Source organism: Streptomyces sp. FIT100 (assembly GCF_024584805.1).
In the GTDB taxonomy this organism is placed as follows: domain Bacteria; phylum Actinomycetota; class Actinomycetes; order Streptomycetales; family Streptomycetaceae; genus Streptomyces.
Genome location: NZ_CP075715.1, coordinates 6,071,993 through 6,092,743, shown reverse-complemented (window position 1 = coordinate 6,092,743; position 20,751 = coordinate 6,071,993). Strand labels below are relative to the sequence as shown.

General features: G+C 68.6%; 22 protein-coding genes. 11 read left to right on the top strand and 11 right to left on the bottom strand.

Features of this window, described 5'->3' with window-relative positions; genetic code table 11:
• Positions 1 to 44: 44 nt before the first annotated feature.
• The gene (locus KK483_RS27455; RefSeq protein ID WP_262007889.1) at positions 45 to 494 is read left to right on the top strand and encodes a hypothetical protein; all 450 of its coding nucleotides are present in this window, start codon (positions 45 to 47) and stop codon (positions 492 to 494) included.
• 88 nt (positions 495 to 582) lie between these two features.
• Here KK483_RS27455 and KK483_RS27450 read toward each other — a convergent pair whose 3' ends face one another.
• Positions 583 to 1,467: an IS5 family transposase gene (locus KK483_RS27450; RefSeq protein ID WP_262007888.1), complete on the bottom strand. Its 885-nt coding sequence runs from the start codon at positions 1,465 to 1,467 to the stop codon at positions 583 to 585.
• Positions 1,468 to 1,587: 120 nt separating this feature from the next.
• Between KK483_RS27450 and KK483_RS27445 the strand changes: the two genes are divergently transcribed.
• Entirely contained in the window at positions 1,588 to 3,174 is a 1,587-nt protein-coding gene (locus tag KK483_RS27445; RefSeq protein WP_399013025.1) for an IS1182 family transposase, read from the top strand.
• On the opposite strand, the gene KK483_RS27440 is transcribed toward KK483_RS27445, so the two are convergent.
• Genes KK483_RS27440 through KK483_RS27425 form a run of 4 tightly spaced genes read right to left on the bottom strand, consistent with a single transcriptional unit; the run spans position 3,155 to position 5,777 of the window.
• Positions 3,155 to 3,541, bottom strand: coding sequence for a MerR family transcriptional regulator (locus KK483_RS27440; RefSeq protein ID WP_262007887.1), 387 nt, complete (start codon positions 3,539 to 3,541; stop codon positions 3,155 to 3,157). The two genes, KK483_RS27445 and KK483_RS27440, sit on opposite strands and share 20 nt — an antisense overlap.
• 34 nt (positions 3,542 to 3,575) lie before the next feature.
• Positions 3,576 to 4,634 carry an ArsO family NAD(P)H-dependent flavin-containing monooxygenase gene (locus KK483_RS27435; RefSeq protein ID WP_262007886.1) on the bottom strand — a complete coding sequence of 353 codons (1,059 nt, stop codon included), beginning with the start codon at positions 4,632 to 4,634 and terminating at the stop codon, positions 3,576 to 3,578.
• Positions 4,631 to 5,425 carry an MIP/aquaporin family protein gene (locus KK483_RS27430; RefSeq protein ID WP_262007885.1) on the bottom strand — a complete coding sequence of 265 codons (795 nt, stop codon included), beginning with the start codon at positions 5,423 to 5,425 and terminating at the stop codon, positions 4,631 to 4,633. The genes KK483_RS27435 and KK483_RS27430 overlap by 4 nt, the downstream gene beginning before the upstream one ends.
• A gap of 37 nt (positions 5,426 to 5,462) precedes the next feature.
• Positions 5,463 to 5,777, bottom strand: coding sequence for a helix-turn-helix transcriptional regulator (locus KK483_RS27425; protein ID WP_262007884.1), 315 nt, complete (start codon positions 5,775 to 5,777; stop codon positions 5,463 to 5,465).
• 76 nt (positions 5,778 to 5,853) lie between these two features.
• Here KK483_RS27425 and KK483_RS27420 point away from each other — a divergent pair, with 76 nt between their 5' ends.
• The 6 genes from KK483_RS27420 (at position 5,854) to KK483_RS27395 (ending at position 10,797) form a co-directional block, all read left to right on the top strand.
• Positions 5,854 to 6,483 (top strand): low molecular weight phosphatase family protein, encoded by a 630-nt coding sequence (locus KK483_RS27420; RefSeq protein WP_262007883.1) that lies wholly within the window; start codon positions 5,854 to 5,856, stop codon positions 6,481 to 6,483.
• Positions 6,484 to 6,528: 45 nt separating this feature from the next.
• The gene (locus tag KK483_RS27415) at positions 6,529 to 6,948 is read left to right on the top strand and encodes an arsenate reductase ArsC (protein ID WP_262007882.1); all 420 of its coding nucleotides are present in this window, start codon (positions 6,529 to 6,531) and stop codon (positions 6,946 to 6,948) included.
• A 5-nt stretch (positions 6,949 to 6,953) separates the two neighbouring features.
• Positions 6,954 to 7,907, top strand: coding sequence for a thioredoxin-disulfide reductase (trxB, locus tag KK483_RS27410; protein WP_262009709.1), 954 nt, complete (start codon positions 6,954 to 6,956; stop codon positions 7,905 to 7,907).
• 27 nt (positions 7,908 to 7,934) lie between these two features.
• On the top strand, positions 7,935 to 8,261 hold the full coding sequence (gene trxA / locus KK483_RS27405; protein WP_262007881.1) for a thioredoxin: 327 nt from the start codon (positions 7,935 to 7,937) through the stop codon (positions 8,259 to 8,261).
• Positions 8,262 to 8,541: 280 nt separating this feature from the next.
• Positions 8,542 to 9,633 carry an ImmA/IrrE family metallo-endopeptidase gene (locus KK483_RS27400; RefSeq protein WP_262007880.1) on the top strand — a complete coding sequence of 364 codons (1,092 nt, stop codon included), beginning with the start codon at positions 8,542 to 8,544 and terminating at the stop codon, positions 9,631 to 9,633.
• Between the two features lie 3 nt (positions 9,634 to 9,636).
• Positions 9,637 to 10,797 carry a hypothetical protein gene (locus KK483_RS27395; protein ID WP_262007879.1) on the top strand — a complete coding sequence of 387 codons (1,161 nt, stop codon included), beginning with the start codon at positions 9,637 to 9,639 and terminating at the stop codon, positions 10,795 to 10,797.
• Between the two features lie 17 nt (positions 10,798 to 10,814).
• Here the strand turns inward: KK483_RS27395 and KK483_RS27390 are convergent, their stop codons facing one another.
• Positions 10,815 to 11,408 carry a hypothetical protein gene (locus KK483_RS27390; RefSeq protein WP_262007878.1) on the bottom strand — a complete coding sequence of 198 codons (594 nt, stop codon included), beginning with the start codon at positions 11,406 to 11,408 and terminating at the stop codon, positions 10,815 to 10,817.
• A gap of 488 nt (positions 11,409 to 11,896) precedes the next feature.
• On the opposite strand from KK483_RS27390, the gene KK483_RS27385 reads away from it, so the two are divergent.
• A complete protein-coding gene (locus KK483_RS27385; protein WP_262007877.1) occupies positions 11,897 to 13,339 on the top strand; it encodes a hypothetical protein in 1,443 nt (480 codons plus the stop codon).
• A gap of 274 nt (positions 13,340 to 13,613) precedes the next feature.
• Here KK483_RS27385 and KK483_RS27380 read toward each other — a convergent pair whose 3' ends face one another.
• Together KK483_RS27380 and KK483_RS27375 are read right to left on the bottom strand one after the other, a co-directional pair.
• Positions 13,614 to 14,942, bottom strand: a complete 1,329-nt coding sequence (locus KK483_RS27380) for a class I SAM-dependent RNA methyltransferase (RefSeq protein WP_262007876.1) — start codon at positions 14,940 to 14,942, stop codon at positions 13,614 to 13,616.
• 75 nt (positions 14,943 to 15,017) lie between these two features.
• Entirely contained in the window at positions 15,018 to 17,066 is a 2,049-nt protein-coding gene (locus KK483_RS27375; RefSeq protein WP_262007875.1) for an APC family permease, read from the bottom strand.
• 229 nt (positions 17,067 to 17,295) lie between these two features.
• Between KK483_RS27375 and KK483_RS27370 the strand changes: the two genes are divergently transcribed.
• A complete protein-coding gene (locus KK483_RS27370; protein ID WP_262007874.1) occupies positions 17,296 to 17,964 on the top strand; it encodes a TrkA family potassium uptake protein in 669 nt (222 codons plus the stop codon).
• Positions 17,964 to 18,644 (top strand): TrkA family potassium uptake protein, encoded by a 681-nt coding sequence (locus KK483_RS27365; RefSeq protein ID WP_262007873.1) that lies wholly within the window; start codon positions 17,964 to 17,966, stop codon positions 18,642 to 18,644. Before KK483_RS27370 ends, KK483_RS27365 begins: the two co-directional genes overlap by 1 nt.
• Positions 18,645 to 18,762: 118 nt before the next feature.
• On the opposite strand, the gene KK483_RS27360 is transcribed toward KK483_RS27365, so the two are convergent.
• The 3 genes from KK483_RS27360 to KK483_RS27350 form a co-directional block, all read right to left on the bottom strand.
• A complete protein-coding gene (locus KK483_RS27360) occupies positions 18,763 to 19,533 on the bottom strand; it encodes a DUF3159 domain-containing protein (protein WP_262007872.1) in 771 nt (256 codons plus the stop codon).
• A gap of 3 nt (positions 19,534 to 19,536) precedes the next feature.
• The gene (locus tag KK483_RS27355) at positions 19,537 to 19,887 is read right to left on the bottom strand and encodes an OB-fold nucleic acid binding domain-containing protein (RefSeq protein WP_242339070.1); all 351 of its coding nucleotides are present in this window, start codon (positions 19,885 to 19,887) and stop codon (positions 19,537 to 19,539) included.
• A 139-nt stretch (positions 19,888 to 20,026) separates the two neighbouring features.
• Positions 20,027 to 20,713 (bottom strand): response regulator, encoded by a 687-nt coding sequence (locus KK483_RS27350; RefSeq protein ID WP_262007871.1) that lies wholly within the window; start codon positions 20,711 to 20,713, stop codon positions 20,027 to 20,029.
• Positions 20,714 to 20,751: the final 38 nt, after the last annotated feature.

Genomic DNA, 20,751 nt, shown 5'->3' with positions numbered 1-20,751 from the left:
GAATTTGGTTGCGGTGGATTAGGCGGATGCGGTGATACTCCGGCATGAGTAGAGATGCCGAGGCCATCGTGCTCGCCCGCTGGTCGGACGAGGTCATGGAACCGCTGACCCAGGAAGATCCAGAACGCACGTGGCGAGGCCGCTTCGTCCCGATAGCGGGGCAGTGGGGCTACGAGTTCGGATGGGCCCTGGAGTTCGAGAAAATGCGTGCCCGCAAGGGCCTGCTCAAGCACCTGGAGTCGCTGCCGTGGCCGCATCCGCATACGGTGCAAGTTTTGCTCCGCGACCAGGACGACGACTGCTTCGGGCTATGGATGTTCCATGAAGACCGGCTGGTGGAAGTCACCATTCCGCGCACCGAGCGTTTCCACCAGCCGGCACCGCCCAATGAGGACTTCGAACCCGACCCGGGCATGCTGCTGCGCACCGACCAAGGCACGGCTCTGCCCGAGCAGACCCCGGAAGCACGCCGCGACACCCGCCCACCCTGGTAGACCGAGTTCGACAGGGCTGTCGGCGCGCGCGTGCTCAGCGACCTGCGCCACGACTGCCCGGGTGCCGAGGATCTCTGAACGGGGCGCTCTACTGCGGGCGGAGCCATAGGTGGATAGCAGCCACGGTGACCGTCCCGTGGAAGATGTACGCCCGCTTGTCGAAGCGTGTGGCGACGGCTCGGAAGTTCTTGAGCCGGTTGATGGTCCGCTCGACTTCGTTGCGGCGGCGGTAGATCGTCTTGTCGAATCCTGCGGGTCGGCCGCCTTGGCTGCCGCGGCGCCGGCGGTTGGCCCGTTGGTCCCTCGGTTCGGGGATGGTGTGCTTGATCTGGCGTCTGCGCAGGTGGCGCCGGTTACTACGTGACGAGTACGCCTTATCTCCCCCGACGTGGTCGGGCCGGGTGCGCGGTCGTCCACCAGCATGCCGGGGCACACGGATCTCTTCCAGGACGGGAAGCATCTGCGGTGCGTCCCCCCACTGTCCGGGCGTGATGACGAACCCGAGCGGGCGGAGCCCGCCCTCTCCCGCAAGGTGGATCTTGCTTGTCAGCCCACCTCGCGAGCGTCCCAGGGCCTCATCGGAGCGGTGGCGCGCCGGGCTCTTGCCCCGTCCCTTGATCTTCGGGGCGTGGGTGGAGGCGCCAGCCGCGTGCTGATGAGCGCGGCAGGTCGTGGAATCGACGCTGACCATGCTCCAGTCGATTAGGCCCTCGGCATCAGTGTTGGCCTGGACGGCCCGCAGAATTTTCTCCCACGTGCCGTCCGCCGACCACCTGCGATGACGGTCGTGAACCGTCTTCCAGCTACCGAAGCAGGGAGGCAGGTCCCGCCAGGGCAGGCCGGTCCGCTGCCGGAACAGAATCCCGTTGATCACACGACGGTGGCATTGCCACCGTCCGCCCCGCCCGCGATTCGTTGGCAAGTGCGGCTCCAGCCGAGCCCACTCTTCATCCGAAAGATCTCCCCGCCCCATGTCCCACGGAACGAGGTCCTAGCGGGAGCGTCACACGACCCATCGGACACGACCTAGAAGGCTGCTGAAAATCTCGTGTTCTGGCCCCGGCTCGGTGGAGTCGGGGCCAGTCTTGTAGGCATGCAGGGGGAATGGGCCGGGGAGATGGTCGGGCCGGATGTGTGGGAGACCTGCCGGGAGTTGATCCCGGTGGGGACTGTGTTCGCGTTCCTGGCCGAGCATCGTGAGGTGCTGTTCGAGCCAGGGATGTTCGCCGACATGTATCCCTCGCCCAACGGCCGTCCGAGCCTGCCACCGCAGGTGCTGGCCGCGACCGTGGTGCTGCAGAGTCTGTACGGGTTGTCGGACTTCGAGACGGTCCAGGAACTGCGGTGTGACCTGCGATGGAAGGCGGCCTGCGGGCTCGGCCTGTATGACACGGCGTTCGACCCGTCGCTGCTGACGTACTTCCGGCGCCGACTGCGTCACTCGGCCGATCCGACGCGGATCTTCACCAAGGTCAAAGAGGTCGTGGCCGCGACCGGCGTGCTCAAGGGCAAGCAGCGGCGGGCTCTGGACTCCACCGTGCTCGATGACGCGGTGGCCACCCAGGACACCGTTACCCAGATCATCTCCGCGGTCCGCCGGGTAATCCGCGAGGTCCCCGGAGGCGGGGAGACCGTGGAGCAGTGGTGCACGGCGCACGATTACACCGACCCGGGCAAGCCGAGGATCGCCTGGGACGACGAGCAAGCGCGTGCCGCGTTGGTCGACGCGCTGGTCGCCGACGCCCTCAACCTGCTCGGACGCCTGCCTGAACAGGAACTCGGCGAGAGGGCGGCGAACGCGGTCGGTTTGCTGGCCCTGGTCGCGGGCCAGGACGTGGAGCCGGCCGATGACTCCGACGGGCGTGACGGCCGCTGGCGCATCGCGAAGCGCACGGTGGCGGACCGGACGGTGTCCACCGTCGATCCCGACGCACGGCACATCCACAAGAACCGAACCCGCCACCAGGACGGCTTCAAAGGACATGCGTCCGTCGAGCCGGAGACTGGACTGTTCACCGCGGTTGCCCTCACCAGCGGCAACGGCCCCGACAACCACGAGGCCGCTGTCGCCTGCGATCTGCTGGCCGACGAGGACGAGGGCCAGGAGTTAACCGTGCTCGGCGATTCCGCCTACGGCACCGGCCATCTGCGCGCACAGTTGCAGGCCGACGGCCACACCCTGGTGATCAAGCCGCCACCGCTGCGGCAGGCCGTCCCCGGCGGCTTCACCATCGACGACTTCCACATCGACACAGCGGCCGGCACCGCGACCTGCCCGGCCGGCCACACCGCCAACCTCGGACAGGTCAAAGCAGACGGTGCCCGCACCGCCCAATTCAAACGCCTCTGCACCGACTGCCCGCTGCGCGGACGCTGCACCACATCCAAGACCGGACGCACCCTCAACGTCCACCCCAAGCACGAACTGCTGGCCACCGCCCGGACACAGGCTGCCACCGATGTGGCCTGGCAGGACGAATACCGCAGATGGCGGCCACCAGTTGAACGCGCCATCGCCTGGCTGGTCGCCAAAGGCAACCGCCGCGTCCCGCACCGGGGCGTCATCGCCAACAACATCTGGCTCCATCACCGCGCTGCCGCCCTCAACCTCCGCCGACTGATCAACCTCGGACTCACCCGAGCCAACGGCAACTGGCACCTCACCCCGGCCACCGCATAACGAAAGAGCCGCCCGGCCCACAGCCGAGCAGCCCCTCAACCAAGATTTTCAGCAGCCTTCTAGACAAGTAGGTCCGAAGGCTGCCGGTGTATGAAGCGAGGGAAACCAGCGGCACCATCCGTGCCCGCACCGCAGCGCACACCCCCGCGTCCCGTACGTCCAGCAGATCGCGGATGTCCTCCAGCGCCAGCCCCAGCAGCTTCGCGGAGGAGATGAACGCGAGGCGCTCCACCGCGTCCGGCCCGTACTGGCGATAGCCGGACGAGGTCCGCTCGGCGGGCAGCAGCCCGGCCGTCTCGTAGAACCGCAGCGTCGAGGCCGGTACGCCGGAGCGTTCGGCCAGCTGCGAGATGCGCAGTGTGCTCATACCTCGAACGTAAACCTTCAACCCGACTCGAAGGTCAAGCCCGCAGCAGTCCGGCGATCTCCCGGGCCGTGTCCCGGGCGGGGCGGCCGACGCCGATGAGGGTGGCGGAGGCAGGGCCGGTCCAGTCGCCGTAGCCGAGCAGGTGCAGGCGGGGCTCATCCACCGCGCGGGTGCCGGCGGTGGCGATACGACCGCGGCTGCCGCGCAGGCGAAGGGAGGCGAAGTGGGCCAGTGCCGGGCGGAAGCCGGTGCACCAGATGACGGCATCCGCCTCGGCACGGGTACCGTCCGCCCATTCCGCACCGGTCGGGGTGAGGCGGCTGAACATCGGCTTCGCGGACAGGAGTCCGGCGTCGCGGGCGGCGCGTACCGGTGGGACGGCGACGATGTCGCCGAGCGAGGCGACGCCGCCGGTGTCGGTGCGGCCTTCGTCGAGGGCGCGGCGGCGGGCGGTCGCGGCGTCGAAGAGGGCGCGGCCGTCGATGTCATCGGCGAGGTAGCGGGGCGGGCGCTGGGTGACCCAGGTCAGCTCGGCGGTACCGGCGAGGTCGGCGGCGATCTGGGCACCGGAGTTTCCGCCGCCCACGACGATCACCCGCTGGCCGGCGAATTCCGAAGGGCTGCCGTACTGCACGGTGTGCAGCTGGCGGCCGGTGTACTCGCGCCGGCCGGGCACAGCTGGCATGAACGGGCGCGTCCAGGTTCCGGTGGCGCTGACGACGGCGCGGGCCTGCCAGTCGCCGCAGTCGGTCTCGACGCGCAGGAAGGCGCCGTCGCGGTGGACCGCGTCGGCCCAGACGCCGCGCTGGACCGGGAGTTCGTACCGCTTCTCGTAGTCCGCGAGGTACTCCACCACGTGCCTGGCGTCCGGGTACGTCTGCCCGGGCTGGAGCGGCATGAGCCGACCAGGCAGGGAGGAGTAGGCGGCCGGGGAGAACAGGCGCAGGGAGTCCCAGGTGTGCTGCCAGGCCCCGCCCGGCGTCGTCTGGGCGTCGAGGATGACGTGCTCGATGCCCAGGCGGCGCAGGTGGTAGCCGGCGGCAAGCCCTGCTTGGCCGCCGCCGATCACCACCACGTCCGTGCGTCGGCTCATGCCGCAGGCGTCCCGGCGTCCGTCTTGCCGCGCATGAAGATGACCGCCACCAGGGCCAGGCCCACCACCGCACCGATCAGCTGCATGCCGATGAAGCCGGCCACGGAGCCCGGGGCGATACCGGCGAAGGTGTCCGTGAAGGCACGCCCGATGGTCACCGCCGGGTTCGCGAACGACGTGGAGGAGGTGAACCAGTAGGCGGCGCCGATGTACGAGGCGACCGCGACGGGTGCGAAGCGCAGCCGGTCGGTGCGGGCCAGGCCGAAGATCAGCAGAATCAGGCCGGCGGTGGCGACGACCTCGCCGAGGAGCAGGTTTCCGGCGGAGCGGTCGTGGGTGGACCACTTCACCAGCGGTTCGCCGAACATCGCGTCCGCCAGCACAGCGCCCGCGATCGCGCCGACGATCTGGGAGGGCACGTAGACGGCGAGCTCGCGCGCGTTCACGCCCGCGCCGCCGCGGCGGGCGGTCCACCACTCGGCCAGGGTGACGGCCGGGTTGAAGTGGGCACCGGAGACCGGGCCGAGGAGGGCGATCAGGACGCCGAGGCCGAAGACGGTGGCGGTGGAGTTGGCGAGGAGCTGCAAGGCGACGTCGTCGGTGAGGTCGGTGGCCTGGATGCCGGAGCCGACGACGATCGCCACCAGGGCGGCGGTGCCCACGAGCTCGGCGGCGGCGCGGGCGGCGAGTGGGGTGCGGGGCGGGGTGGCGCCGGGTGCGGGCTGGGGCACGTCGGCGGCTATGGCGGACTCCGCTGCGGGGGCGGCGCCGACGGGCTCGGTGGCGGTCAAGACAGGATCTCCTCGGGCAGGTGAGGCAGACAGCGGGCTACGGGCAGGACCGCTTGAGGTTCGCTTCGGCGGTGGCACGCGCGGTCAGAGCGAGGTCGGCGAACTTGCCGGCGAGGGCTTCGATGACTTCCGGGCGCAGCCGGTAGTAGATGTACCGCCCGCATGGCTCCGTCTCCACGACCCCGGCCTCACGCAGCACCTTCAAGTGGTTGGAGAGGTTCGTCTGCTTGGCACCCGTCTCCTCCACAAGATGGGTGGTGCAGAGGGTCTCGCGCGCAAGCAGGGTCACGATCTGGAGCCTGAGCGGGTCGGCCAGAACCCGGATCAGATCAGTGTCGACTGACGTCATCATGTGCTGATACTGTCACATCAGCTGGGCCTGACACCAGTCCGAGCTGACCTTATTGGCTCCTTTGAACAGGAACGCCATGTCCACACCTCTCCCGCCCCTTCTGCCGGACGAACGTCTGGCCGCGGGGGCTGCCCGTCTCGCCTCCCGGTACGCCGGCAGCTTCGCGCCGGAAACCGCGCTGGGCCTGCTCGCCGACTCGTACGCACGTCTCGCTGAGCACGCCCGCATCCGTACGCACCTGGTGGTGCTGGCGGAACGGCTGACCGCCGAGCGTCTGGACGCCCTCGCCCACACCCAGGGGCTCACGGGCGACCGGACGCGGGTTCTCTTCGTGTGCAGCCAGAACGCCGGCCGCTCGCAGATGGCCGCCGCCCTCCTCGCCCACCGGGCGGGAGAGCGCGTCACCGTCTCCTCCGCGGGTACCCACCCCGCCGACGAGGTGGAGCCGCACATCGCCCAGGCCCTCACCGAGGCGGGCGCCGACCTCACCGACGCCTACCCCAAGCCGCTGACGGAAGAGGTAGTCCAAGCCGCCGACATCGTGATCACGATGGGCTGCGGAGACGCTTGCCCCGTCGTGCCCGGCCGCCGCTACCTCGACTGGCCGGTCGCAGACCCCGACGGCGCGCCCATCGCCGTCGTCCGCGAAATCCGCGACGCCATCGACGCCCACGTCACCGAACTGCTCACGCAGCTCGCATCCTGAACCCCCACATCACCACCGCAGTCGACTCACCCCAAGGAAGAACAGATGTCCTCCGCTCCTGCCGCCTCCGTCCTGTTCGTCTGCATCCACAACGCGGGCCGCTCCCAGATGGCGGCCGGGTTCCTGCGCCACCTCGCGGGCGACCGCGTCGAGGTCCGCTCCGCCGGCTCCATGCCGGGCGACCAGATCAACCCGTCCGCCGTCGCCGCGATGGCCGAGCTGGGCATCGACATCTCCGACCAGAAGCCGAAGGTCCTCACCCCGGAGGCCGCTCAGGCGTCCGACTACATCATCACCATGGGCTGCGGGGATGCCTGCCCGTACTTCCCCGGCAAGACCTACCTCGACTGGCAGCTCGAGGACCCGGCCGGCCAGGGCGTCGAGGCCGTCCGCCCCATCCGCGACGAGATCAAGGGCCTCATCGAGGGCCTGATCGCCGAGATCGACGCCAAGAAGCAGGCGTGACCGCCGTGACCGAGACCGACGACGTACGCAACGTCATCGTCATAGGCTCCGGCCCCGCCGGGTACACCGCAGCCCTCTACACGGCGCGCGCCAACCTTGCGCCGCTCGTCTTCGGCGGTGCAATCTTCGTCGGCGGCTCCCTGACGACGACCACGGAGGTCGAGAACTTCCCCGGCTTCCCCGAGGGGGTCGACGGCCCGGTCCTCATGGAGAACATGCGGGCCCAGGCCGAACGGTTCGGCGCGGAGATGATCGACGACGACATCGTCTCGGTCGACCTGACCGGCGACCTCAAGACCGTCACCGACTCCGAGGGCACCATCCACCGCGCGAGGGCCGTGATCATCGCGACTGGCTCCGGCTACCGCAAGCTCGGCCTCCCCAAGGAGGACGACCTCTCCGGCCGCGGAGTGTGCTGGTGCGCCACCTGCGACGGGGTCTTCTTCCGCGACCGCGACATCGTCGTGGTCGGCGGCGGCGACACCGCCATGGAAGAAGCCACCTTCCTCACCCGCTTTGCCCGCTCGGTCACCATCGTCCACCGGCGCTCCACCCTGCGGGCCTCCCAGGTCATGCAGAACCGCGCGTTCACGGACGACAAGATCTCCTTCCTCTTCGACAGTGAGATCACCGAACTGGAGGACAAGGACGGCAAGCTCTCCGGCCTCACGGTCCGCAACGTCATCACGGAAGAGGCCCAACACCTCGATGTGACGGGCCTGTTCATCGCGATCGGCCACGACCCGCGCACCGAGCTCTTCACCGACCAGCTCGACCTGGACGCCGAGGGCTACCTCAAGGTGCACTCCCCGTCCACGCGCACCAGCCTGCCCGGCGTCTTCGCCGCCGGCGACGTCGTCGACCACACCTACCGCCAGGCCATCACGGCCGCCGGCACCGGGTGCGCCGCCGCCCTCGACGCCGAGCGCTACCTCGCCGCCCTAGCCGACGCGCGATAACCACCACACGCGAGAGGAGGCCGCACCATGGCCCTCAAGAACGTCACCGACAAGTCCTTCATCGAGGACGTCCTGCAGAGCGACAAGCCGGTGCTCGTCGACTTCTGGGCGGCCTGGTGCGGTCCCTGCCGCCAGCTGACCCCGTCGTTGGAAGCCATCGCCGCCGAATACGGCGACCGGATCGAGATCGTCAAGCTCAACATCGACGAGAACCCGGAGACAGCCGCCGCGTACGGAGTCATGTCCATCCCGACGATGAACGTCTTCGTCGGCGGCCGGGTCACCAAGACCATCGTCGGCGCCAAGCCCAAGGCAGCCCTCCAGCGCGAACTGCGCGACTTCATCTCCCGCTGACCGCAGACCGCGCCGACGCCCTCCGCGGCAGCTTCACCCGGCCCCGGCCTCGCCAAGCTCTATGGCGGGACCGGGGCTTCCTGCTTTCCAACGCCTGCTGTCCGGCGACATGAGCGACCACCTCGGGTCAGAGCTGGACTGTCAGTGGGCCCTGATATATCTGGAACCACGACAACCTGCGGATCGCGTGCGGAATATTTCTTGGCATAAAACCGTGTACCCTCTGGGGAGTTGACTTCGCCAGGGCTGGAGGTGGACCGTGCGCGACCGGAGCAGCTTGGTGGCGGACCCCACCATGCTCACGCTGGCCCGCGACTCGCGTGGCTGGACACAGTCCGACCTCGCTGGCGAGTTGTCACGCCTTGAAGGCACCCGCATCACCCAGGGGTACGTGAGCCGAGCCGAAGCCGGCCGCATCCCCGTCAGGGATGAGCGCGTGCAACTGTTCGCCGTCGCACTCCACTACACCGCCGAACTACTGTGCCGCACTTCCGATACTGCCGGGGCAGGCGTAGGGCTGGTCCATCACCGTAAGCGCGCCTCCCTGGGGGCACCTGCCCTGCGTCGGATCCATGCGACGTTGGCGCTTACCCGCCTCCAGGTGGAATCCCTGGCCCAGGCAGCAAACTTCCATCGCCCTATCCAGTTCCGGCGTATTGAGGTCAACGACTTCGACACCCCGGCCGACGCGGCGGAGACGGTGCGCGAGGAATGGAGTGTCCCCGCAGGCCCCGTCGATGACATGGTCGCCCTGCTCGAGGGCGCCGGCGCACTGGTCGTGGTGCGCGACCTCTGCACTACCGCGCTCGACGCGGTGAGCCAGTGGCCTGCGGACAAGGCGCCGCTGGTGCTCCTCAACTCCAGTGCTCCCGCCGACCGTTCCCGATTCAGTCTCGCGCACGAGCTGGGTCACCTGGTAATGCACGGTGAGCCCGGCGAGGGGCGCGTGCAGGAAGACCAGGCCAATCGGTTCGCCGCCGAATTTCTCATGCCCCACGATGCCGTCCTGCCCGAGTTGAAGCCAGGCATCGACGTATCCCGTCTGCTGGACCTCAAGGCCCGGTGGGGGGTATCGATGGCAGCTCTCATCAGACGAGCCATGGACCTGGGCGTTGTCAGCGAATGGCAATATCGCACGCTCATGGTCGAGTTGTCCGCACTGGGCTATCGCACCAACGAACCGACCACTATCCGGCGCGAAACCCCGCGCCATCTCGCTCAAGCCGTCACCCGGCTTGAGGAGCAGCTCCACCTCAGTCCGACCGAGACCGCCCACCTGGCGGGGCTGGGTCGGGAGGAGTTCCACGAGATCTACTTGTGCGCTTCCTCTCCGTCCGGACACAAGGATGTGCCGGACTCTTCTGCGAGGTGATTCATGAGCAACACCCCGTCCCCGAGGCGGCGACCGCCCGCCTTGAAGACGCTGGACCACACCGTTGCCGCCGTGCCTCTTCTGCAGGGGCGGGTACTGCTCCATGAAAACGCCCTCAACCTTCCGCGGCCGCGCCACGCACTGGACGACGATTTCAGCGGTGTGGTGATGACCGGAGCCAAAGCCGACGAGCGGGCCTTCCACCTTCGCAGCACGGCGGGCTACGAGGGCACTCTCCTGATCGACAGCGCCCCCTACACAAGCTATGTCGCGACCGCGGACGAGCCGTTCATGGTGCCCACCGACGAGCTGTTCACCTCCGTAGACACCTCACTGGCTTTCCAGAAGGTGCGGGGCGCGAGCGCGGCACTGACACCGACCGGCTACATTCCACCGGCGGACTCCAAGACGCTCAAGTCAGTGATGCGCGAAGCCAACAAGATCGAACGCGCCGACACCATCGTGACGCTCCCCATCGACGTCACGTGGCTGAACCGCGAGAACATCGGTCAGCTCATAGCGGTCTGTGCGAAGATCCGGCACCCGAAGGCCCTCATCCTCTTCCGCCAGTTCGACCCGCTGGAGCAGACCAAGGACATACCGGCCAATCTACGCAGCCTGCTGGCCAGCGTCGAGCACACGGCGCTCCTGCGCACGGATCTCGCAGCGCTCGACGCCATGGCACACGGCGCGTTCTGCGCCGGCATCGGCGTGCAGAGTTCGCTCCGTCACGCGATCCCACCCGGCGAAAAGGCGCAAGTCGGCAAGCCTGCGGGCCCCATATACCCGAACGTGCTGATGCCGGAGCTCATGTGCTTCAAGGGCGCAGCGTCCCTCGCCACGCTGTACAGCAACGCCGATCCCGCGACCTGCGCCTGCGAGGAGTGCGACGGGCGGGGGCTCGATCGCTTCTGCCTATCCGACGGCGAGACCAGGCGCGAGGCCGACAATCACACTGTGCTCACGTGGAGCGACTGGGTCACCGAAATGGCCGGCTACCGACCAGGCGCTCCGCGCAAGTCATGGTGGCGCGACAAGTGTGCTGCAGCGGTCGACCGCTACGCGTTGGAGAACCAGCGCATCGGACTGGGCGCCAGCCCCAGGTCCGGTTTCCAAGCGCCCTCGCCGCTCAAGGCGTGGGCGACGCTTCCCGTCGCCCCGTAGCGAGCCACTGCGGGCGCTCAGGGAAGCTGGCGGTGAACGTCTTCCAGGAACTTCCAGCCGGCGACGGTATGACGTCTGCGCACGAAGGGGCGCGGTGGCACCACCACTTCCACGGTGTCCCCCTGGACTGTGAGCAGTCCGATGCCGTAGAAGTCCGCGCGCATCACTGCGTCGTCCTTGCGCCGCAGCACCCCGTCCACCACCACCGTGCGCGAGCAGAATGGAGTAAACCGCTCGGCCTTCTCCATCGCCGTTTCCCAGCTACGGCCAGGCACGAAAGCCATGTCGATATGGACAGGCTGCGACGCTCGGCGGGTAACCACCCCGTCGCGGCGGACCGCTGCCCCTTTCGGCAGGGTTCTCAGGACTCGCCGCTCCCTCTCGCTCAAGGAGCTGGCAGGAACCGGCTCGTCGAGGGGAAGCGCCATAAGGAGATTCAGCACATCAGGTCGCGTCAGCGGCGGCATCCCATCTGCTGCTCGTCGATCACGCTCTCGTACGTCATACCGGTAGGCAACAACGGCTTCCGTGCCTAAGGCTTCGACGAGCGCGAGCTTCGCCTCGCGGGGCACGAGGTCACAGGGAGCCACGGCACCCGCGACGACATCCATCGGCTCTCGTGCCACGACCGCCATGGACCAACCCGCTCTCGTTTCGAACTGACGCTCCCGCCTGCGGCACGTCTGCACGCCCATGCTTACCTTCAGGCACCCGTCACCGGAAGCACGAACGACCCACATTTACACGATCCACTCGCCAGCGCCTCTAGGCCGCGACCCGGGGGCGATGGATCTACCCGGCCTTCCCCTGGCCTGGACACGGGAACATTTTGCTCGGAAGCCCAGGCTAGTACGGACGCTCGTACGCCTGCAGGCCGCCTCCTCGGATGATCGCAAGATAATCAACACCAGTCGCACACAGACGGCCATGCATCCACAAGCACCACCAATGAACGCCTGCGAGCGTACTCACCGCGAGCAGCCATGCCTACGCCTGTCCAAATCGCCGCCGGCCAACCCCTTGAAACCCCTCCAGCCCCGCACAGCGAGGGCACGACTGAGAGCATGCCGGTCGGGCCTTCGCACGGAAGGGAGTTCAGGTGCCGCGAGAGCTAAACGAACGTCAACAACAGGTGCTGCAATGGGTTGGCCGAGGATGCCCTGACGGCGTCTGGGAAGGAACCGGGCACAAGCTCAGCTGCCTAGCCCTGCAAAGCCGGGGCCTGGTCAAGGTCTCCAAGCGGCAGGGGCAATGGTCCGTCGTTCTCACCAATGCTGGCCAGCAATACCTGGACCATGGAACCCACACGCCCGATCAACCTCGAGGCAGAGATGCGGCACCCGCCCAGGGGGGTGGAACCCAGGCACCTGCCGTATCCAGCGACACGAAGTCCAGGACAAAGGCGGCCACCCCCCTGCCGGCGCAGCGAGCCGGCTCCCTTCCACGGAAGGGAGCCAAGACCGTCACAGAGCAGCTCCTGGAAGAGCTCGCCGAAGCAGGCGGACGAATCGTCAAGCGTGAAGTCAGTGGCCGGGAGACTGAGAAGTGGCCCATCCGCGTGGCCGCGGCGCGCAGGTCGGGGAAGATTCCCAAGACCAAGGAACTGCATGCAGGCTGGTGCCGAGACGGATACGAAATCCGGCTCGTCGACACCCCCGCCTGGCGCTTGGCCACGCTGCCACCCATTCCCGTACCCGCACGGCTCACCAACCCGCACCCGGTCGTCAAAACCCTGCAAGGGCATCCCGAGCCCATGGGGTTGACCAAATCCGTCCAGGGCCGAGCTTTCCGCCTTATCCACGCGCTGCTCACCGCCACGCAAGCACTGGGGCATGTCAGCGCCCTGGGCTCCGGCCGGGGTGCACCACACCGCCGGCAAAACGGCCCTCCACACTTCACCATCACAGCCCAGGGTCAAAGGTGCGATTTCCTCGTGGTGCAGGAACAGGACCGCGCCGATCACGTCCCCACGAGGAAGGAGCTGGCGGATGCCGAAAAGCACTCCTGGGTCAGGATCCCTCGGTACGACTACTCCCCCGCTGAACGCCTGAGGATCTGTGTCAGTGGTGGCGTACGGCACCGGGCCGGAGAGTGGGCCGACACGGCCGCGCGGCCGCTTGAAGACCAGCTGACCGAAATCGTGCAGGAAGTAGGGCTCCGAGGGGCAGCCGCCGACCGCAAGAGACTGGCCGACCTGGAGGCAGCACGCCAGGAGCGGCTGCGATGGGAAGCTGCCATGCAACAAGCAAAGATCGACTACGCAGAGGCATTCCGCGTCCAGCGTCTCGAAGCGCAAGAAGAGGCATGGCGGCACGCAGCGGGCCTGGCCGCATACGTCGACGCTCTCCGCCTCCACGCAGCGACCCTTCCGGCCGGAGCGCAGAGGGATGGTGCCGAGGCATGGATCGCTTGGGCCGACAGCCATGTACGACGCCTGAACCCGCTCAACGGGACGCTACGCATGCCGGACATCCCCGAACCTCGCGCCGAAGATCTGAAGCCGTTCCTGCGTGGCTTGAGCCCTTACGGCCCCGGCTACTGACAACGGCCATCAGCGCCTACTTCCGCAGTACCCAGCGGTACTCAAGGCCGGCCATCGCTGCCATGGGCGTAGGCGATCCATGGCAGCGATCCGCCAAGACTTCGCAAAGCGGGACCTCGGAGAACGGGCCTGACGGAAACCCTGACCTGCACGATCCGAAGCCTGACGACCCATCAGAACGAGCGTCAAATGAGCGTCACGAGCGTCATTTCAGCGTCAAGATATCGCCCGTAACGCCCACAACGCACATAAAGCGCACCGGTAAACCTGCAGGTCAGACGCCCTTCGCCACCGGCTCAAGGATCGCGACGCACTCCACATGATGGGTCATCGGAAACAGGTCGAACGCCCTCAGCGTCCGCGGCCTGTACCCGTGCTCCCGGAAGTACCCCAAGTCCCGTGCCAGCGCCGCCGGGTCGCACGCCACGTACGCGATGCGGCGGGCGCCGAGGCCCGAGACGTACGCGACCGTCTGCTTGCCGGCGCCGGCGCGCGGGGGGTCGAGGACGACGAGGTCGGCCTCGGTGATGCCGGTGCGGGGGAGGACGGATTCGACCTTGCCCTGTTCGATGCGGACGCGCGGGAGGTCCTGGAGGTTGTGGCGGGCGTCCTCGACGGCGCGCTTGCCGGACTCGATGCCGAGGACCGCGCCCTTCTCGCCGACCCGCTGGCCGATGGCGCCCGCGAACAGGCCGACGCCGCAGTAGAGATCGAGGGCCGTGTCGCCCTTGCGGGGCAGCAGGCCCTGCATCACGGCCTGGACCAAGGTCTGGGCGGCCTTCGGGTGGACCTGCCAGAAGCCGCCCATGCCGACACGGTAGGTGCGGTCGTCGGCGCGCTCGCGGACGAAGGGGCGGCCGTGGACCCGGTGGACGCTCTCGTCCTTCTCGTGGATCCGCAGGACGGAGACGGGCTTGTCGAGTTCGACGATCGGCAGGCGGGCGCCGGGGCGCGGGGTGAGGATCACCTGGCGGTCGCCGGAGCCGGTGGCGGCGATGGCCTCGATCGACGCCATCCCCTCCCAGGTGCGCTTCTCGATGCCGAGCTCGCTCACACCGGGCGCGGCGATCATGCAGTGCTCGACGGGCTCGACCTCGTGCGAGCGGTGGCGGCGCAGCCCCGCCCTGCCGGAGGGATCGACGGCGTACTGGACGCGGGTGCGCCAGGCCGGCACCTCGCCCGCGGGCAGCTTGTCGCCCTCCGCCGGCATGACCGTGCCGTCCCAGCCGGCCTCCTCCGGGGTGAGGCCGGCGAGCCGCTTGAGCTGCTCCGCGATGACCTCGCCCTTGAGGCGGCGCTGGGCGCCGGGCTTGGCGTGCTGCCAGTCGCAGCCGCCGCACTTGCCGGGTCCGGCGTAGGGGCAGGGCGCCTCGACGCGGTCCTTCGACGGCTCCAGTACGCGCACGGCGTCGGCCCGCAGATAGCGGGAGTCCTGCTCGCCCTCGGTGATCCGGGCGACGATCTTCTCGCCGGGCAGGGCGTGCCGGACGAAGAGCACCCGGCCGCCCTCGGTGCGGGCGATGCAGTGGCCGCCGTGTGCGACGGGGCCGACCTCGACCTCGTACTCCTCCCCGACCAGCGAAGACTCGGACGTGTTCTGCATGACGGGATGGCTCCAGGAGGTCGGGAGGGGGCTGTCGGACGACAGCCCACCAGTCTACGTCGCCGCAGGCGGCTCTCAGCCCTTGGCGCTGGGCTCCTTGGGGCGTTCGCTGACGGGGCCGCGCCGCACCGAGCCGGGAGCGTTCCAGTCCTGCCGCTTCTTCGCCCGCGCCTTGGCCGCCTCGGAGGACTGGAGCTGGTACGGCACGGACGTGACCATGACGCCCGGCGTGAACAGCAGCCGGCCCTTCAGGCGCAGCGCGCTCTGGTTGTGGAGCACGTGCTCCCACCAGTGGCCGACCACGTACTCGGGGATGATCACGCTGACCGCGTCCCGCGGGCTCTCGCGCCGCAGCCCCTTCACGTACTCGACGATCGGCCGGGTGATCTCGCGGTAGGGCGAGTCGAGGACCTTCAGCGGGACGTTGATGCCGCGCCGGTCCCACTCCTCCCTGAGCGCCTTGGTCTCGGCCGGGTCCACGTTGATGCTGACCGCCTCCAGCTTGTCGGAGCGCATCAGCTTGGCGTACGCGACGGCGCGCAGCGTCGGCCGGTGGACCTTGGAGACGAGCACGATGGAGTGGACGCGCGAGGGGCGGATGGTGTCGTCGCTGGGCTCGTCGGGCGCGGCGATCTCCTCCGCGACCCGGTCGTAGTGCCTGCGGATCGCGCTCATCGTCACGTAGAAGATCACCATGCCGAGCAGGGCGACCCAGGCCCCGTGCGTGAACTTGGTGACCAGCACGACGACCAGCACCAGTCCGGTGAAGAAGGCACCGAACGTGTTGATCGCACGGGAGCGGAGCATGTGGCGGCGCTTGGCCGGGTCGCGCTCGGTCGCGAGGTGGCGGTTCCAGTGCCGCACCATGCCGGTCTGGCTGAGCGTGAAGGAGACGAAGACGCCGACGATGTAGAGCTGGATCAGCTTGGTGGAGTCGGCTCCGTAGATCCACACGAGCAGGATGGCGGCGCCGGCGAGCAGCACGATGCCGTTGGAGAAGGCGAGCCGGTCGCCGCGGGTGTGCAGCTGGCGCGGCAGGTAGCGGTCCTGCGCGAGGATCGAGCCGAGCAGCGGGAAGCCGTTGTACGCGGTGTTCGCGGCCAGGAAGAGGACGAGCGCGGTGGCCGCGGCGAGGAGGACGAAGAAGAACGTGTGCTCGCCGAAGACGGCGGCGGCGACCTGCGAGATCACCGGGTCCTGGACGTAGTCCTCGCCGACCGGGGTGCCGTTGTCGAGCAGGTCGTGGGCGGGGTTCTCGGCCATCCGCACGTTCGAGGCCATGGCGAGGCCGATGATGCCGCAGAACATGGTGACGGCCAGCGCGCCCATGAGCAGCAGCGTGGTGGCGGCGTTCTTGCTCTTGGGCTTGCGGAAGGCCGGGACGCCGTTGCTGATCGCCTCGACGCCGGTGAGCGCGGCACAGCCGGAGGAGAACGCGCGCAGGAGCAGGAAGACGAGGGCGAAGCCGGCCAGGCCCTGCTGTTCCGGCTTGATCTCGAAGCCCGCGGTCGGGGCCCGCATGGTCTCGTCCAGGACCAGGCCCTTGAAGGCGCCCCACGCGACCATGACGAAGACACCGGCGACGAAGACGTAGGTGGGGATGGCGAAGAGCTTTCCGGACTCCTTCACGCCGCGCAGGTTCATGAGCGTGAGCAGCACGATGATGACGATCGCGCTGAGGACCTTGTGCTCGACGACGAAGGGGACGGCGGAGCCGAGGTTCTCCACGCCGGAGGAGATCGACACGGCGACGGTGAGGACGTAGTCGACGAGCAGCGCGCTGGCGACGGTGAGGCCGGCCTTGGGGCCGAGGTTCGTGTTGGCCACCTCGTAGTCGCCGCCGCCGCTGGGGTACGCGTGGACGTTCTGCCGGTACGAGGCGACGACGGTGAACATCAGCACCACGACGGCCACGGCGATCCACGGGCTGAAGTGGTACGCCGACACTCCCGCGATGGACAGGACCAGCAGGACTTCGCCCGGGGCGTACGCCACCGAGGACAGCGGGTCGGAGGCGAAGACGGGGAGTGCGATGCGCTTGGGCAGGAGTGTTTCTCCCAGCCTGTCGCTGCGCAGGGCCCGGCCGATCAGGATCCGTTTGGGGATGTCGGTCAGTTTGGACACGCAGAGGATCGTAAGCGTTTCGTATTGGCGGCGCCCACCCGCCACCCGTCATGGGCCTGCCACCGTTCATACACACCGCTGATGCGGGCAACGCCGTCGTCGCGTCATAAGCTCGTCAAGGGCAACTCCGCACGCTGTTGCCCCATCGTTGCCCGGCAGAGCCGAGAGAGAAGAGTGAGCAGGGTGTTTGCGCAGGTCATCGGGGCAACCAGGACTGCGGGGTAGATAGGTGCACATCGTCATCATGGGCTGTGGCCGGGTGGGCGCGGCGCTCGCGCAGACCCTGGAGCAGCAGGGGCACACGGTCGCGGTCGTCGACCAGGACCCCACGGCCTTCCGTCGGCTGGGCTCCGGTTTCGGGGGGCGCCGTGTCACCGGCGTCGGCTTCGACCAGGACACCCTCCGCGAGGCGGGGATCGAGGACGCCGGGGCCTTCGCCGCGGTCAGCAGCGGTGACAATTCGAACATCATCGCCGCGCGGGTCGCGCGCGAGATGTTCGGGATCGAGAACGTGGCGGCGCGTATCTACGACCCCCGCCGGGCCGAGGTGTACCAGCGACTGGGCATCCCGACCGTGGCCACGGTCCGGTGGACGGCCGACCAGATGCTGCGGCGGCTCCTGCCGTCCGGCGCCGAGCCCCTGTGGCGGGACCCCAGCGGGGCCGTGCAACTCGCCGAGGTGCACACGTCAGCGGCGTGGATCGGGCACAAGGTGAGCAAGTTGCAGGACGAGACGGGCGTCCGCGTGGCGTTCCTCACCCGGCTCGGTGAGGCGGTGCTGCCGACGTCGCAGACGGTGCTGCAGGAAGGCGATCTGGTCCACGTGATGATGCGCACGGACGAGATCGAGAAGGTCGAGGCGGCGTTCGCCCAGGGTCCCGAGGAGGGTGGTCACTGATGCGGGTCGCGATTGCAGGGGCCGGCGCGGTGGGGCGTTCCATCGCGGGCGAGCTGCTGGAGAACGGGCACGAGGTGCTCCTGATCGACAAGGCGCCCACCGCCATCTCGGTGGAGCGGGTGCCACAGGCGGAGTGGCTCCTGGCCGACGCCTGCGAGATCACGTCGCTGGACGAGGCGGCGCTCCAGCGCTGCCACGTGGTGATCGCGGCCACCGGTGACGACAAGGTGAACCTGGTCGTCTCGCTGCTGGCCAAGACCGAGTACGGCGTCCCGCGCGTGGTCGCCCGGGTGAACAACCCCAAGAACGAGTGGCTGTTCAGCGAGTCGTGGGGCGTGGACGTCGCCGTGTCCACGCCGCGTCTGATGTCGGCGCTGGTCGAGGAGGCGGTGAGCGTCGGCGACCTGGTCCGGCTGCTGCGCTTCAGCCACGGCGACGCGAACCTCGTCGAGCTGACCCTGCCGCCGGAGTCCGCGCTCGCGGGAACCCAGGTCGGGGACGTGGCCTGGCCGGAGGACACCTCGCTGGTCACGATCATCCGCGGTCCGCGGGTGCTCACCCCGCACGGCGAGGAGACGCTGGAGCCGGGCGACGAGCTGCTGTTCGTGGCGGCCCAGGCGCGCGAGGAGCAGCTGGAGGACCTGCTGTCGGTCCGCCGCGACACCCCGACGACGAGCTGAGGGACGAGCTGAGGGACGAGCTGAGGTCCGTACGACGTTAGACGTACGACGTACCACGCCGACGGGCCCCGCTCCGCATTGCGGAGCGGGGCCCGGCCGTTGCCCGGATCTCCGGGGACTACGCCTCGCCTTCGCGGGTCGCGGCCTCGCGGGCTGCTCCTTCCCGGGCCGCCTCCTCGCGCTCCTTCGCCTCCATCTCGGCGAAGACGTCGATCGGCGGCGGCGCCTTCGCCAGGAACAGCCACGTCAGGTACACCGCCAGGAGGAACGGCGGGATCTTCAGGGTGACGAGCACCCACCCGAACTGCGTCGTGTCCGCCCACCAGTAGAGCGGGAAGAGGATCGCGCACTTGGCGAGCAGGATGAGCCCCCACGCCCAGCTCGCCTTGGCGTACGCCTTCTTGCGGCCGGGGTTGCGGGTGCGCCAGGAGAGGTTCTCCTTGAAGACCGGGCCGAGGATCAGGCCGATCAGCGGGACACCGGCCAGCGTCGTGATGATGTACGTGAGCGCCAGGCCCAGCGTGTACAGCATGCCCGGCAGATAGAAGTCCTTCGCGTCGCCGGTCATCATCGCGAAGACGACACCGAAGGCCACTCCGAAGACACCGCTGAACGCGTGCTTCACGGTGTCCCTGCGGATCAGCCGTACGGCCACGAGCAGCAGCGACACCCCGAGGGCTGCGATCGCCGAGAGGTGCAGGTCCTTGTTGATCGTGTAGATCGTGACGAAGAGGAGCCCGGGCAGGACCGTCTCCACCATGCCCCGGAACCCGCCGAAGGCCTCGAACAGGGCTGCTTCGGTGACGGCCCTGGAGTGCTGCGGGCCGTGACCGTCGCCATGGCCGCCGTCTTCCTGTTCCTGCGTGGTCGGCTTGTCGAGGGACGTCACCGGCTACTCCTGTCCGAGCGGTCGCAGCTCGTATTTGGGATTGAACAGCACCCGTCGGCCGTGGCTCATGGCGATCCGGCCCGAGGCGATCATCTTGCGGCCCGGCTCTATGCCCACGATGGAGCGCCGGCCCAGCCACACCACGTCCAGGGCGGCGGAGCCGTCGAAGAGCTCCGCCTCCAGAGCCGGCACACCGGCCCTCGGTCGCAGGGTGACCGTGCGCAAGGTACCAGTCACCTTGACGATCTGGCGGTCCCCGCAGTCGCAGATCCGGGTGCAGCCCGATGCCTGCGAGTCCTCCTGGAGCTCCTCCGACTCGAGGTCCTGCTGGGAGCTGGAGAGGCGGTCGAGCATCCGCCGGAACCGGCCGGCCGGCTTCTCGCCGTTCCCAGCGCTCCCGGCGTTCCCGGATCGAGCTGATCGAGGTGATCGAGGTTCGGCACTCATACAGAAAGCGTACCGGGGCCCTCCCCGGCCTCCGATCGGCCGCCTGTCAGCGCTCGAAGCGGTACCCCATGCCGGGCTCGGTGACGAAGTGCTTCGGGTGCGAGGGATCCGCCTCCAGCTTGCGGCGCAGCTGGGCCATGTAGACCCGCAGATAGTTGGTCTCGGTGCCGTACGACGGCCCCCACACCTCCTGGAGCAATTGTTTCTGGCTGACGAGCCGGCCGGTGTTGCGGACCAGCACCTCCAGCAGATGCCACTCGGTGGGCGTGAGGCGTACGTCCTTGCCGTCCCGGTTGACCTTCTTCGCCGCGAGGTCGACGGTGAAGCCCTCGGTCTCCACGACCACGATCTCGTCGTCGCCCCCTCCCGCCGGCTCGGCCCGGCGGACCGCGGCGCGCAGCCGCGCCAGCAGCTCGTCCATCCCGAACGGCTTGGTCACGTAGTCGTCGGCGCCGGCGTCCAACGCCTCGACCTTCTCGTCGGAGGTGTGCCGGGCGGAGAGCACGAGGATCGGCACGCGGGTCCAGCCGCGCAGGCCCTTGATCACCTCGACGCCGTCCATGTCCGGCAGGCCGAGGTCGAGGACGACGACGTCGGGGTGGCGCGCGGCGGCGAGCTGCAGCGCGGTCGCCCCGTCGGGGGCCGCGTCGACGTCGTACTTGCGCGCCTTCAGGTTGATCACGAGGGCGCGTACGATCTGCGGCTCGTCCTCGACCACGAGCACTCGGGTCATGGAGTGCCTTCCTTTCGTCTCTCGTCCGTGCGTCGGGC